We start from the raw sequence: 14811 nt of genomic DNA on the forward strand, positions 1-14811 counted from the left end.
GGCGGGGGAGTACACTCGGGGGTGTTGAATTTCCTGCCAGAGATGGGGATGCCCATGCAACATATCGATCGGATTATTCGCTCCAAGAACGTCTTTACCGCGCAAGACGGCATCGATACTGCTCGTGAGCTGGCGATTGCCATCGCAGGTGACCGTATCGTCGCAGTCGGCAAGCCCGATGACGTGATCGCCGCCGCTCCCGCCGCCACGCCGGTTCTCGACTACGGCGAGCAGTTTGTCTGCCCCGGTTTCCATGACGCTCATCTGCACTTCTTCCATACCTCGGTCGGTTCCTCGCCGTACATGCTCATGGATATGGGCACGTCCGAGGCGGCGCTGGTACAGCACGCGCTCGAGTTTTCCCAGGACCTGCCCGACGACGCTTGGGTTGTGACGCAGGGCTGGCGCGACTACCGTTGGGACCCGCCCGAGCATCCTACCAAGGCGTCGCTCGATGCGGCATTCCCCGATCGTCCCTGCGTTATGTACTCGGGCGACGGCCACACGCTGTGGCTCAACAGCCGCGCACTCGAGGCACTCGGCGTCACGCGCGACAGCGAGCCACCAGCAGGCGGCAGCTACGACAAGGACGCAAACGGCGAGCTCACGGGCATTGTTCACGAGGCGGCTGCCATGCAGCTGCTACCGCGCTGCCTTGAGTGGCTGGGGGAGGATCGCATCGCAAGTGCTTATGCCGATCAAATGAGGCGTATGGCCGAGCAGGGCATCACCTCGATATGCGATATGTCGCTCATGCCCATGCCGGGCTGCGATTTTATCCGCGACGACGTCTACGACAAACTGCAGGCAGCCAGCAAGCTGGGCATCCGCGCCCATCTGTTCCCCACGCTGCTGGATGACCAGTCGCGCTTGGAAGAGCTGCAGACCCGCTACGCGAACAACGCGCTGCTCTCGGCGCCTGGTTTTAAGCAGTTCTTCGACGGCGTGTCGAGCGAACACACGGCATATCTCACCGAGCCCTATACCAATCCGCGTTTCCCGGGCGACCGAGGCCGTCTGACAGTTCCTGCCGAGCGCATGCGTAAGCTGGTTCTGGCGGCCGCGGAGCGCGGCCACACCGTGCGCATCCACGTCATCGGCGACGGTGCCATCCATGCCGCGCTCGATATCTTTGAGGAGGCCGCCGAACTGTACGGCCTGCCCCAGCACGGTCATAACACGCTCGAGCATCTGGAGAACCTCTTGCCCGAGGACATCGATCGTCTACGCAAGCTTAACGTCGTTGCCTCGAGCCAGCCCTGTCACATTACACTCGACCCGGGCGGCCCCGAGCGCGATCTGGGCCTGGAGCGCAGCCGCATCATGTGGCCGTTTGCGACCTATAAGCAGCGCGGCATTCGCCAAGCCTTCGGTACCGACAGCCCTATCACAGCTGTTATCAGCATGAACGTGCTCTACACGGCTATCACGCGCCAGGACCCCAAAAGCCACTGGCCCGAGGGCGGCTGGCTGCCGAGCGAGCGCATCGATGCGGCAACGGCCCTGCGCAACTACACCCTGGGTAGCGCTTATGCAGCGGGCGACGAGCAAAACCTCGGCAGCCTGGAGCCCGGCAAATACGCCGACCTGGTACTCCTGGATCAAAACCCGCTCACCGTTGACCCACAAGAGCTCCAGGCTACCAAGGTTCAGGCCACCTACCTGGCAGGTAACTTAATCTACGAGCGCTAGCCCCACATCCCATCCTTCAGTTGCGGTGAAATAGTTCCTAAAACCCGCCTTCACGCCCAAAACCAGGAACTATTCCACCGCAACTTAAAAGAGCGCGTCCCAACAACGTGCCCCTTTCTTGTGCGCCCTACCCGCATCGCCATTTTGCTGCACTGACTTTTCTGAATGCCGGGCCCGATAACGTTGACTCAGCTCCCGTGTGGCGCCGGAGGGGCGGGATATAAGGTTTATCGCGAGTTCCGCACGAGCCGAAGGCCACTTAATGTGGCCTTCGTGCGAGCAGGACTGCCCGAGCAGGAAACCTTATATCCCGCCCCTCCGGTCCGCCCCGGGAGCCACTGCTAAGTTATCCCCCGGTATTCAGAAAATCTAAGTGCCAAAAAATAAGATTTTTTGACTCTGTGTTGTATAACCCGCCATTCGTGGGTACCATTCAACGCGTACGCAAACAAAAAGGGTTAATTCGCGTGGTATAACCGCGCGGCCCAAAAAGGAGGAGACAAGCATGTCGTCTTTGAAGCCGCTTGCAGATCGTGTTCTGGTCAAGCCCGACGAGGCCGAGCAGAAGACCGCTTCTGGTCTGTATATTGCCAGCAACGCTCAGGAGAAGCCGCAGCGTGGCACCATCGTTGCCGTGGGCGCCGGCAAGGTCAACGACAAGGGTGAGCGCATCCCCATGGACGTCAAGGTTGGCGACGTTGTCATCTACGGTAAGTTCGGTGGCAACGAGGTCAAGGTCGACGGCGAGAAGTATCTGCTGATGCGCGCCGACGACATCTACGCCGTCGTCGAGGCCTAGTCTCGTCAGAATCTCTGATTCGTCTTTGAACGCGCCCGCCGCATAGGACTCGGAAGCGGCGACGCGAGTCACATTTCTTTTGGAGGATTACCTACCATGGCAAAGAACATTACGTTCAACACCGATGCCCGCGCTAAGCTTGCCAAGGGCGTCAACACTCTGGCCGACGCCGTTACCGTCACCATGGGCCCCAAGGGCCGCTACGTTGCGCTGCAGCGCACGTTCGGTGCTCCGACCATCACCAACGACGGCGTTTCCGTCGCCAAGGAGATCGAGCTCGAGGACAACATCGAGAACATGGGCGCTCAGCTGGTGAAGGAGGTCGCCACCAAGACCAACGACACCGTGGGTGACGGCACCACCACCGCAACCCTGCTCGCCCAGGCTATCGTCAACGACGGTCTGCGCAACGTCGCCGCTGGCGCCAACCCGCTGGCCATCCGTCGCGGCATCGACAAGGCCGTCAACGCCGCCGTCGCCGAGATGAAGAAGCAGGCCAAGCCGGTCGAGACCAAGGAGCAGATCGCTTCCGTCGGCACCATCTCCGCTGGTGACCCCGAGGTCGGCGAGAAGATCGCCGAGGCCATGGAGGTCGTGGGCAAGGACGGCGTCATCACCGTCGAGGATTCCCAGACGTTCGACATTACCATCGACACTGTCGAGGGCATGCAGTTCGACAAGGGCTATGTCTCCGCTTACTTCGTCACGGACAACGACCGCATGGAGGCCGTGATGAAGGATCCGTACATCCTCATCACCGACCAGAAGATCTCCAGCGTCCAGGACATCATGCCTGTTCTCGAGGCTGTCCAGCGCGCTGGCCGTGGCCTGCTCATCATCGCTGAGGACATCGACGGCGAGGCTCTGCCGACCCTGGTCCTCAACAAGATCCGTGGCGCTCTCAACGTCTGCGCCGTCAAGGCTCCGGGTTACGGCGATCGCCGCAAGCGCATCCTCGAGGACATCGCCGTCCTCACCGGTGGCCAGGCCGCTCTGGACGAGCTGGGCGTGAAGGTCGCTGACATCACCGCCGATATGCTCGGTACCGCTAAGTCCGTCACCATCTCCAAGGACAACACCGTCGTCGTCGGCGGCGCTGGCTCTAAGGAGGCCATCGACGCCCGCATCGCTCAGATCAAGGGCGAGATGGAGAACACCACCTCTGACTTCGACCGCGAGAAGCTCCAGGAGCGCCTGGCCAAGCTCTCCGGTGGCGTTGCCGTCATCAAGGTCGGCGCTGCTACCGAGTCCGAGCTCAAGGAAATCAAGCACCGCGTCGAGGACGCCCTGCAGGCCACCCGCGCTGCTGTCGAGGAGGGCATTGTCGCCGGCGGCGGCGTCGCCTTCATGGACGCTGCTCCTGCGCTCGATGCTGTCGAGATCGACGACCCCGAGGAGAAGATCGGCGTCGACATCGTCAAGAAGGCTCTGACCGCTCCGGTCGCTACCATCGCCAAGAACGCTGGCTTTGAGGGTGCTGTCGTGGTCGACAAGGTTGCCGAGCTGCCCGCCGGCCAGGGCCTCAACTCTGCCAACGGCGAGTGGGGCGACATGATCGAGATGGGCGTCCTCGACCCCGTCAAGGTCAGCCGCGTCACCCTGCAGAACGCTGCTTCTGTCGCCAGCCTGATTCTCATCACCGAGGCCACCGTCTCCGATGTGCCCAAGAACACTCAGCTTGAGGACGCTATCGCTGCTGCCACCGCTGGTCAGCAGGGCGGCGGTATGTACTAAGGCCGACAAGGTCTAGAACTCCCACCGGGAATCCGGGGGCGGGACGGGGGTTTCTCTCCGGAACGTCCTCGGACATGCAAAGAGGCTCCGCATCGCGCTTCGCGCTGCGGAGCTTCTTTGCGGAATGTTCCGGAGAGAAGCCCCCGTCCCGCCCCCGGATTCCCTGCGTTTACGGCCTTGAGGTCGGCGTGGGCGGAGATCGTGGCTGATGGGGATACGTGTCCCGGTCGCTGTTTCGCGGCTTTGCCGCGAAAGGCGCGTTACTTTGGGATGGGTGGGGAATGTGGCTGTTGCGGCAACTGGTCCCCGCCATAAATTACCCTTGGCATACTTGCGCGAAAACCTGCCCGTGCTACACTTGCAATTGCTGTTTCAGGGCGGGGTGAAATTCCCCACTGGCGGTAAATCGGGCGGTGTCAAAGGGACGCCGTGGCGCAGGCGAGATGTCTGTGACCGAGCCGATGAGTCCGCGACCCGTGTGTGCGTTGGTTCGCATGCCGGCCGAACTGGTGAGATTCCAGTACCAACGGTTAGAGTCCGGATGAAAGAGGCAGGTGATCTTATGTCTGAACAGTCGCAGCATATCCATTTTGAGAACACGAATAGGTGGAGCACCAAACAGCTCGTTACCATGGCGTTGATGTGCGCCTTGGGCGCCCTGTTTATGTACGTGCAGCTGCCTATCCTTCCTTCGGCGCCGTTTTTGACCTACGACCCGTCGCTGGTGCCGGCGATGGTGTGCGGGTTTGCGTACGGCCCTGGTGCCGGCACCGCTGTTGCCGCCATGGCGATCGTTATCCATGCGCTTACCACGGGCGATTGGGTCGGTGCGCTTATGAACCTGGTGGCTACGCTGGGCTATATTCTGCCCGCGGCGATCGTCTACCAAAAGATGCACACCTACAAGGGCGCCGTGATTGGTCTGGCGCTGGGCGTTATTGCCGCTACGGCGCTTTCTATGGTTGCGAATCTGACCATTGGCGTTTGGTTCTGGTATGGCTCGGCCGATGTGATTCTGCCGCTCATGCTTCCCGCCGTTTTACCGTTTAACCTCATCAAGACCGTGCTCAACTCGGTGTTGACGCTGGCGGTGTACAAGGCGGTCTCTAATCTCATCACGCCCAAGAAGGACCAGGTCAAAGGTCGCGCATGATTGAGTGTCGGGGCGTTTCCTTTAGCTACGACGGCGCTGCGAAAGCGCTCGATGGCATCGATCTGAACATCGAGGATGGCGAGTTTTTCTGCATCCTCGGCGGAAACGGGTCGGGCAAGTCGACGTTTGCCAAGCACCTGAACGCGCTGCTGCAGCCCGATGCGGGAACGGTGTGCGTCAACGGCATGGACGCGTCCGATCCCGAGCTGGTCTACGACATCCGTTCGGCTGCGGGCATGGTGTTCCAGAATCCCGACGACCAGCTTGTGGCGACGCTTGTCGAGGACGACGTTGCGTTTGGTCCCGAGAACTTAGGGGTCGAATCGGCCCAGATCGCGCAGCGCGTGCGCGAGGCGCTGAAGGCCGTGGGCCTGGTGGGCTTTGAGCGCCACGAGACCCACGCTCTCTCGGGCGGCCAAAAGCAACGCGTGGCGCTTGCTGGCGTGCTTGCCATGGAACCGCGCGTGCTCATCTTGGACGAGGCTTCCTCGATGCTCGACCCGCGCGGCCGCAAGGGTCTTATGAAGGCTTGTCACGCGCTGCACGAACGCGGCATGACCATCGTGATGATTACGCACTTTATGGAAGAGGCCGCTGAGGCCGATCGCGTTGCTGTTTTCCAAGCGGGCCACGTTGCCATGCTCGGTACGCCCGAGGAGATCTTGACGCGGGCGGACGAACTCGCGCGGCTGAATCTGGATATGCCGGCATCGTGTTGTCTTGGCAGGGCGCTTCGCGCGAAGGGCGTGCCCATTTGCGCACAGGTGCGCGAGGCGGATATGGTCGCCGATATAGTGCAGGCTTATGCCGAGCGGAGTAGGACAGGCATCGCCGGGCGGCCTTTCGCATCCGATCCTCGTATTCTCGACAACGTCTCCTCTGCAATCGATGGCGCAGACGCGCTGGAGCCCGTCATCGAGATTTCGCACCTTTCGTATAGCTATTCGCTGAGCGCCCGCGAGCGTCGCCGTTGGCACAAGCGCTCGGCCGCCGAGGGTGCATCGAACAAACAGGCCCTCTGGGGCAACGACCCCAGCAGTCCGTGGGCACTGCGTGATGTGTCGCTAACGGTGCGTCGTGGCGAGTTCCTGGGCCTTGCGGGCCATACCGGTTCGGGTAAATCGACGCTGGTTCAGCATCTCAACGGTCTGATTCGTCCCCAGGAGGGTTCCGTTTACGCATTGGGGCTCGACCTGGCAAACAAGAAAGATGCCGCCGCGGTTAAGGCAAAGGTCGGCGTGGTGTTTCAGTATCCAGAGCGTCAGCTGTTTGCCGAGACCGTGGCACAGGACGTGGCATTTGGTCCGCATAACCTTGGCTTGTCGCAGGCCGAGGTTGCCCGCCGCGTTGAGTCATCGCTCGCGCGCGTGGGCCTCGACCTGGCCACTGTGGGCGATAAGAGCCCCTTTGAGCTCTCGGGCGGGCAGCAGCGGCGCGTGGCGTTTGCCGGCGTGCTTGCCATGGAGCCCGAGGTCCTGGTACTCGATGAGCCCATGGCGGGGCTCGATCCGGCGGCGCGCAGTGATTTCCTGGAGCTCATCGATCGACTTCACCGCGATGGCCTGACCGTTGTCATGGTTTCACACAGTATGGATGACCTTGCCAATTGCTGCGACCGTATTGTCGTGATGAACGAGGGCACGGTGTTTGCCGAGGGATCCCCCGCGCGGGTGTTTGCGCATGCCGATGAGCTCAAGTTGATCGGCTTGGGTGTTCCCGCTGCCCAGCGCATGGCGCTGGCGCTTGCGAAGTCAGGCGTGCCGCTGTGCTTTGACGGCCTCTATACGGTTGAGTCGCTGGCAGACGAGTTGGCAGAATTGCTGACCGGTCGCTCGGACGGTCCTTCTAACGTCGCGGACATTGCTAAATCCAAGACGATCGCGCGAGAGGAGGGCTGCTAATGGAGGCGTTTTCTTTTGGCAGCTACTATCCCGGCGATAGTGCAATCCACCGCCTGGACCCGCGAACTAAGTTGCTCTTGGGCTTTGTGTTTCTGATCACGACGCTCACAGTCAGCAGCTTCCGCGGACTGGTCCCGGTCGCAATCTTCGTTGTCCTGATCTATACCGTGTCCCGGGTGCCGGCTCGTCGCATCCTGTCATCGATGGCGCCGCTGCTGGCGATCGTCGCGGTGGTCGCGGTGCTCAACTTGTTTTCCGATCAGAGCGGGCGCATTCTGTGGCAGCTCGGCTTTTTGCAGATAAGCGAGGGCTCGCTGCATTCCGCCGTCTTTATGGCGTGCCGCCTAACCTTGATGATGGCCGGTATGAGCGCCATCACGCTCACCACACCGACGCTCGACCTCACCGCGGGCTTTGAGCGCCTGCTCGCGCCGTTTGCGCGTGTGGGACTTCCTGCGCACGAGCTCGGCATGATCATGGGTATCGCGCTGCGCTTTATGCCGCAGTTTGCCACCGAGATGAAGCAGACGGCCGATGCGCAGGCGAGTCGCGGCGCGCGCGTGACGGGAGGCCCGCTCGGCGGTGTGCGTATGCTCGGCAGTGTGGCGATTCCGCTGTTCACGGGCGTGTTCCGTCATGCCGAAACGCTGTCTGCCGCCATGGATGCCCGTTGCTATCATGGCGAGCAGGGCCGCACACGTCTGCATGCGCTTGCATTTGGCCGCGGCGATGCGTTGGCGGCGGTGGTGACGGCGTTGCTGCTCATCTGCGTCATCGTCATCAATCTTCAACTTGTTTAGGCGCGATTTGAGCGCAGGAAAGGGGTCCCTATGACCGACAACGACCGCACGGCGCAGCTCGAGCGCGCCTGTTCGTATCTCAGGCGCATTCCGGCGTGGTATCTGGCCACGACCGATGTGGCCGACGGACATCAGCCCCGCGTGAGACCGTTTTCGTTTGCCATGGTCGATGACGGTAAGCTGTGGTTTTGCACATCGCGCGACAAGGATGTGTGGGCGGAGCTGAGTGCGAATCCCAAGTTTGAACTCTCGGGCTGGAAGCCGGGGGAGTGCTGGATCGTGTTGACCGGCGAGGCCGCACTTGAGGACGACGCAGTTGCGAGCGACAAGGTGCGTCAAGCGGGTTTTAAGCACATGGTGGGCATTGGCGAGGAACACGAGAGTGCCAACGACGGCCGCCTTGCTTTCTTTTCGGTCCGCAACATTGCCGCGCGCTTCTGTGATATCGACGGCAGCGAGGAGCGCCTGGAGCTCTAGCTCGCACAAACCAGGCTCCCAAACTAGCTAGTACAGGAGGAAACGTGGACGGATTGAATACGGTGCTGGAGTATCTGACGTCGGTGCCGGCGTGGTATCTGGCGACGAGTGTGGACGGGCAGCCGCATGTGCGTCCGTTCTCGTTTGCACAGATTCAGGACGGCAAGCTGTGGTTTGTGACGGCGCGCACCAAAGATGTGTGGCAGGAGCTGCTGCAAAACCAGCGCTTTGAGGCCACGAGTTGGTGGCCGGGCCATGGCTGGCTCATCTTGCGCGGGCGTGCCGGCTTGGATGACCGGGCTTTAGACGAAATGCGCGAAGCCGGGTGGAAGCATCTAGAGCACCTGGGCGAGCACTATGAGGGGCCTAACGACCCCACGCTCGTCTTCTTTAGCGTCGAGGATCCCGAGGCTTTTATCTGCAATCACGACGAATGGGTGCCGGTCGAGCTCTAGCCGGCTGGCTCATCCTAACAACTTGGTTTTCGCATGGGCGGGCCCCGTATTGCCCGGTGCCGTTAGGAGCGCCGGTCAATACGGGGCCCGCTCCATTTGTCAATTCCTTCAAGCGAATGTGTCGGGATTGTTTCAATGCATGAATATGCAAGCCATTTACGTGTTCATGCATCTTTTGGTGCTAAAGTTTCAACCCACTTCATAACGACCACTGCGAAATGCGCATCGGTGCATAAATCGCAGACAAGGAGTCTGATATGTCATTGAAGGTTGGAATCGTCGGCGCGGCTGGATATGCCGGAGCCGAGCTCATTCGCCTCGTGCTCGGCCATCCCGAGTTTGAACTTGTTGCCATTACGTCCAACGCCGATGCCGGCCAGCCGCTGTCCGCGGTGTATCCGAGCTTTGCTGGCGTGAGCGATCTGGTTTTCACCACGCATGACGCCCCCGAGCTTAAGAGCTGCGATGCGGTTTTTCTTGCCGTGCCGCACACGGCTGCCATGGCACAGGTGCCCGCGCTGCTTGCATCGGGCGTCTCCTGCTTTGATCTTTCGGCCGACTACCGCCTGAACGACGCGTCCGTCTTTGAGACGTGGTATGCCGCCGAGCATACGAGCCCCGAGCTGCTCAAGACCCGTGCCTTTGGCCTGCCCGAGCTATTCTGCCGGGACTTGGAGACCGCCGCATCCGACCATGCCGACGGCAAACCCGTGCTGGTCGCCTGCGCCGGTTGCTATCCCACCGCAACGAGCCTTGCCGCCGCGCCCGCCGTGCGCGCTGGCTGGGTTGCCCAGAGCGGCCCCGTGATCGTTGATGCCATCAGCGGTGTGACGGGTGCCGGCAAGTCCTGCAATGCTCGTACGCATTTTTGCAGCGCTGACGAGAACTTGGAGGCCTACGGCGTGGGCAAGCATCGCCACGCGCCCGAGATTGAGCAAATCCTTGGCCTGACCGATCGCGTCGTCTTCACCCCGCATCTGGCACCGCTCAAGCGCGGCCTGCTCTCCACGGTGACGCTGCCGCTCACGCCGCAGGCCATCGACTCCCTGGCTCTTGAGGATGTCGTCGACTATTACAAGCAGTTCTACGCTGGACGCACCTTTGTGCGCGTGCTCGATGCCGGCCAGCAGCCCAAGACGGCTTCGGTCGTCGGCACCAACGCCGCCCAGATTGGCCTTGCGTTCAACAAACGCGCGGGCGTGCTGGTGGCGACGGGCGCCATCGACAATCTGTGCAAGGGCGCTGCGGGCCAAGCGGTCCAGTGCGCCAATATCGTCTTTGGCTTTGACGAGCGACGAGGCTTGCCCACAGTGGCGTGCCCGGTGTAGCACATTCGATTGTTAACGATTTGGTAGTCGGGCATCGAGTGGGGCGCCACTCTTAAGCTGGTCTCATGATCACGACTGGCATGGCGCACCAACCGATGTCCGTTTTTTGTTTGACATAAGGAGTCATAAAGACGATGAATACCGAGCTGTTTGATATCAAGATTCGCGCCGTCGAGGGTGGCGTTACGGCTGCGGCTGGTTTTAAAGCTGCGGGCATCCACGCTGGGTTCCGCAAGAACCCCGAGCGTCTGGATTACGCGCTCGTCGTGCCCGATAAACCCTGTCCCGGTGCCGGCGTGTTTACTACCAATCGCTTTTGCGCGGCGCCCGTGCAAGTGAGCCGTGCCAACCTGGGCGGTGCCGACAAGGGTTACGGTATCATCGCCGGCGTTTCGGTCAACTCTGGCAATGCCAACGCCGCCACGGGTGAGACCGGCCTTGCATGCGCGCGCGAGACGTGCAGCATCGCATCGCAGGTCATCGGCTGCGAGCCCCAGCAGATTCTGGTTGCCTCCACGGGCGTGATTGGCCAGATTCTGCCGATCGACACGTTTGAGACCGCCATTCCTGCTGCCTACGAGGCGCTTTCCGCCCACGGTGGCGCCGATGCCGCTCGCGCCATCATGACGACTGACACGCACTCCAAGGAGTACGCCGTGTCCTATGTCAGCGAGGCTGCGGGTCATGCGGGCAATGTCTATACGGTAGGCGGAATGTGCAAGGGCTCGGGCATGATCATGCCCAATATGGCCACCATGATCGCGGTCATTACTACCGATGCCCCCGTCGAGCCTGCGGCACTTCATGCCCTGCTGCTCTCGACCGTCAAGCAGACCTTTAACAAGGTAACGGTCGATTCCGACACCTCGACCAACGACACCTGCATCATGCTTGCCTCCGGCGCCGCTGCCGCAGATGCCGAGCCTATCGTCGAGGGCTCCGATGTCTTCGACGAGTTGGCATTTGCCGTGCACGAGGTGTGCGAGAGCCTGGCGCGCAATATCGCCGCCGATGGTGAGGGCGCATCCAAGCTTGTTACGGTCAACGTTACCGGCGCCGTGAACGACGAGGAGGCCGATATCGCCGCCCGTGCCGTTGCCAACTCGCCGCTCGTTAAGACCTGCATCGCCGGCCACGACTGCAACTGGGGCCGTGTTGCTATGGCGCTTGGCAAGTGCGGCGTGAAGTTTAATCAGGAAGACGTTTCCATCGACATGATGGGCATGCCTGTCTGTCGCGATGGTCTGACTGTTCCCTTTGACGAGGACGAGGCTCTACGACGTTTCGAGGCGCCCGAGATCGTGATCTCGGCCGACCTGGGCGCAGGCGACGCGGCAACGACCGTGTGGACCTGCGACCTCACGCACGAGTACATCTCCATTAACGGTGACTACCGTTCCTAGATTCCAGGCACGCTGCGCATCTTGCCGCGATTGCGGACAGCGGAGCACGGCGCGATAACGATACGAAAGACGAGGCAGATTATGAAATTCGCACGCGATTGTCGTTCGAGCGAATCCAACGAAGCAACCGCGCAGCTGCTGTTCGAAGCACTGCCGTGGATTAAGAACCTGACCGGCAAGACGGTTGTTATCAAATATGGCGGAGCCGCCATGGTTGATGAGCAGCTGCGCCGCGACGTGATGAGCGACATCGTTTTGCTCAAGATCATCGGTATGCGCCCCGTCATCGTGCATGGCGGCGGCAAGGCTATCAACGAGGCGCTCAGCCACTACGACATTCCCGTCGAGTTTAAGAACGGCCAGCGCGTGACTACGCCTGCCACCATGGACATCGTGCGCGAGGTACTGGGCGGCAAGGTCAACCAAGAGCTGGTTGCTGCCATCAACCACCACGGCAACCTGGCCGTGGGCGTGTCGGGCAGCGATGCCGGCACCCTTATCGCCGAGCCACTCGACCCAGAGCTCGGCCGCGTAGGCAAGGTCACGCACGTCAACACCGACTATATCGAGCGCCTGCTCGATAGCGAGTACATCCCCGTCATCGCTACCGTCGCGGCGGGGGAGGACGGCGGTTTCTTCAACATCAACGCCGACACCGCCGCCGGTGCCGTTGCCGCGGCGCTCCACGCGCATAAGGCGATCTTTTTGACCGATGTCGATGGCCTGTACAAGGACTTTAGCGACAAGGGCTCGCTTATCTCCAACCTAACGCTCGACGAGGTTAACGAAATGCTCTACGGCGGCGAGGTCGATAAGGGCATGATTCCCAAGCTGCGTGGGGCCGTCGATGCGCTTACCGGCCGCGTATTTCGTGCCCACATCATTAACGGTACTACGCCGCATTCGCTGCTCCTGGAGCTGCTGACCGATGCCGGCGTCGGCACCGTGATCCATTCCACCGAGACGGCTTACGAGTTCGATACGCATCCGCATCCGCTTTCGACGTTTGCTGCGCGTCTGACCGAGAACCTTGACGAGGTCGAGAAGCTTCAGACGGTCTAGCTGACCCTCAGCCGCCCCATTCCTGCACCCATAGCCCCGCGCCGTCTGGCGCCCAACGAAAGGCATCTCATGTCACTTGTAGCTCAGCAATCGCTTGAATCCCATTACGTTATGCATACCTTTGGCCGCTCTCCGGTCGAGTTTGTCGAGGGTCACGGCATGAAGCTCACCGGCGACGATGGCCGTGAGTACCTCGACTTTCTTGCCGGCATCGGCGTGTGCAGCCTAGGTCATGGCGACCCGGCTGTGCTCTCGGCGCTCGAAGCACAGACCAAAAAGCTCATGCATGTCTCCAACTATTTCTACATCGAGCAGCGCGGACAGGTCGCGGCGCTGCTGTCCAAGCTTGCTAACGACGACGTAGATGGTGCGCGCGTGCTTGCCGATGCCATTGCCGCCGGCGATGAGACCACGGCAGCTGCTCTTGGTGCCCCGGCTGCGGATGAGCAGGTTTGGGAGACCTTCTTTGCCAACTCTGGCGCCGAGGCCAACGAGGGCTCGATGAAGCTCGCGCGCCTGTACGCCAAGCGTGCCGGTAATGGCGGCAACACCATCGTGTGCATGCGCGGCGGCTTCCACGGCCGTACGCTCGAGACCATTGCCGCCACCATGCAGGATTGGCTGCAGGACAGCTTCCGTCCGCTGCCGGGTGGCTTTGTGGCCTGCACGCCCAACGATGTGGACGAGCTGCGTGCAATCTTTAAGCAGCTGGGGAGCGAGATTTGTGCCGTGATGCTCGAGCCGATCCAGGGTGAGAGTGGCGTGCACCCCATGACCGAGGAGTTTATGGCGGCGGCGCGCGACCTGGCACACGAAGTGGGCGCCGTGCTTATCGCCGACGAGGTCCAGTGCGGTATCTTCCGCACGGGTAAGCCGTTTGCGTTCCAGACCTATGGCGTGGAGCCCGACATCATGAGCCTTGCCAAGGGCATTGCTGATGGCGTGCCCATGGGTGCCGTCGTGGCAAAGAAGGAGATTGCCGACGTGTTTAAGCTGGGCGACCACGGCTCGACCTTTGGCGGTAGCTGCTTGGCCATCGCGGCGTGTGCCGCGACGCTCTCCGCGCTTGTGCGCGGCGATTATGCCGAGCATGCTGCCAAGGTGGGTGCCTATATGGAGCAGGCGCTGGCTAAGCTTCCGCATGTGGTAGAGGTGCGTGGCCGTGGCCTGATGCTCGGCTGTGATTTGGATGATGCCGCGGGCGACGCACATGATATTGTTGCCCGCGCGCTGGCCGCCGGTGCCGTGATTAACGCTACGGGTGCTCATACGCTGCGTTTCTTGCCGCCGCTCGTCTGCGAGGAAGCCGACGTGGACAGTCTGATCGAGATCCTGTCGGGTGTCTTGGGCTAACGCGGCGCAATAACTCAATTTGGACCGGGTTCCGGACTGCGGACGTGCCCTATGCGGCATGATTCAGCGGTCTGGAGCCCGTTTTGCCTTAGATTTGCTAAGACAGGGAGACCTGCTGGTCAAAAAACATCAAATATGAGTACTGTTACCGATTTGGTAGCAGCAATTTTGAACTAATAAGGCCAGATAGCAAGTCGAAATGGCGATGAAAGCATGATTTTGATCTGACTGTTAGTCCTTATAATGGACATATGTTGCGTAACTTAAGCAAATACTATCTTTTTATATGTTGCAAACAAAGCAGCAGTACTCATTTTTGCCATTATTTGGCCACGGCCTTTGTGACAGACGTGCTGGCGGGCTCGAATCCCTCTGCGATGGGCACAAACAAAAACGGTCCCCTTGCGAGGACCGTTTCCAATTCGGTGGTGGGCGATGAGGGATGTCGCGTGCGGCTGACGCCGCCCGCTTTCGCTTCGTCGCTTCGCTCCTCGCGTGCTGCGCTGGAAAACGCTTCGCGTTTCCTCAGCTTCGCACCCTGTCGGGTTCGAATCCCTCTGCGATGGGCCTGAAAAAGACGATATGAGAAAGCCATTGGGGGCCGCCTCCCCCGCGGCGCAGCTTCTTTCCGCGGGCTCGGGGTGCCACAATGGG

At 61.0% G+C, this 14811-nt stretch carries 12 protein-coding genes and 1 riboswitch; all 12 genes read left to right on the top strand.

The annotated features are described in order from the left end of the window. Window positions 1-48: 48 nt before the first annotated feature. The 12 genes from GPK39_RS06725 to GPK39_RS06780 all read left to right on the top strand — a co-directional run bounded on the left by GPK39_RS06725 (window position 49) and on the right by GPK39_RS06780 (window position 14157). Complete coding sequence (locus GPK39_RS06725) at window positions 49-1692, top strand: amidohydrolase (RefSeq protein WP_252204760.1); 1644 nt, start codon at window positions 49-51, stop codon at window positions 1690-1692. A gap of 505 nt (window positions 1693-2197) precedes the next feature. Then, window positions 2198-2491 (top strand): co-chaperone GroES, encoded by a 294-nt coding sequence (groES, locus tag GPK39_RS06730; protein ID WP_022094351.1) that lies wholly within the window; start codon window positions 2198-2200, stop codon window positions 2489-2491. A gap of 96 nt (window positions 2492-2587) precedes the next feature. Next, on the top strand, window positions 2588-4225 hold the full coding sequence (groL, locus tag GPK39_RS06735; protein ID WP_006234938.1) for a chaperonin GroEL: 1638 nt from the start codon (window positions 2588-2590) through the stop codon (window positions 4223-4225). Window positions 4226-4589: 364 nt separating this feature from the next. Beyond that, a riboswitch (FMN riboswitch) is annotated at window positions 4590-4782 on the top strand. Between the two features lie 5 nt (window positions 4783-4787). Continuing rightward, entirely contained in the window at window positions 4788-5378 is a 591-nt protein-coding gene (locus GPK39_RS06740; RefSeq protein WP_040358991.1) for an ECF transporter S component, read from the top strand. Continuing rightward, window positions 5375-7279 (top strand): energy-coupling factor transporter ATPase, encoded by a 1905-nt coding sequence (locus tag GPK39_RS06745; protein WP_215674587.1) that lies wholly within the window; start codon window positions 5375-5377, stop codon window positions 7277-7279. Before GPK39_RS06740 ends, GPK39_RS06745 begins: the two co-directional genes overlap by 4 nt. Then, window positions 7279-8079, top strand: a complete 801-nt coding sequence (locus tag GPK39_RS06750; RefSeq protein ID WP_215674589.1) for an energy-coupling factor transporter transmembrane component T family protein — start codon at window positions 7279-7281, stop codon at window positions 8077-8079. Before GPK39_RS06745 ends, GPK39_RS06750 begins: the two co-directional genes overlap by 1 nt. A gap of 30 nt (window positions 8080-8109) precedes the next feature. Then, window positions 8110-8556: a pyridoxamine 5'-phosphate oxidase family protein gene (locus tag GPK39_RS06755; protein WP_117648255.1), complete on the top strand. Its 447-nt coding sequence runs from the start codon at window positions 8110-8112 to the stop codon at window positions 8554-8556. Window positions 8557-8600: 44 nt separating this feature from the next. Further along, a complete protein-coding gene (locus tag GPK39_RS06760) occupies window positions 8601-9011 on the top strand; it encodes a pyridoxamine 5'-phosphate oxidase family protein (RefSeq protein ID WP_117745769.1) in 411 nt (136 codons plus the stop codon). Window positions 9012-9268: 257 nt separating this feature from the next. Continuing rightward, window positions 9269-10339 (top strand): N-acetyl-gamma-glutamyl-phosphate reductase, encoded by a 1071-nt coding sequence (gene argC, locus GPK39_RS06765; protein ID WP_215674591.1) that lies wholly within the window; start codon window positions 9269-9271, stop codon window positions 10337-10339. A gap of 134 nt (window positions 10340-10473) precedes the next feature. Further along, a complete protein-coding gene (gene argJ, locus GPK39_RS06770; protein WP_055252305.1) occupies window positions 10474-11742 on the top strand; it encodes a bifunctional glutamate N-acetyltransferase/amino-acid acetyltransferase ArgJ in 1269 nt (422 codons plus the stop codon). An 81-nt stretch (window positions 11743-11823) separates the two neighbouring features. Beyond that, the gene (argB, locus tag GPK39_RS06775; RefSeq protein ID WP_215674593.1) at window positions 11824-12804 is read left to right on the top strand and encodes an acetylglutamate kinase; all 981 of its coding nucleotides are present in this window, start codon (window positions 11824-11826) and stop codon (window positions 12802-12804) included. A gap of 69 nt (window positions 12805-12873) precedes the next feature. Continuing rightward, window positions 12874-14157 carry an aspartate aminotransferase family protein gene (locus GPK39_RS06780; RefSeq protein ID WP_215674595.1) on the top strand — a complete coding sequence of 428 codons (1284 nt, stop codon included), beginning with the start codon at window positions 12874-12876 and terminating at the stop codon, window positions 14155-14157. Window positions 14158-14811: the final 654 nt, after the last annotated feature.

Source organism: Collinsella aerofaciens, assembly GCF_018785245.1.
GTDB classification, from domain to species: Bacteria; Actinomycetota; Coriobacteriia; order Coriobacteriales; family Coriobacteriaceae; genus Collinsella; species Collinsella aerofaciens_AD.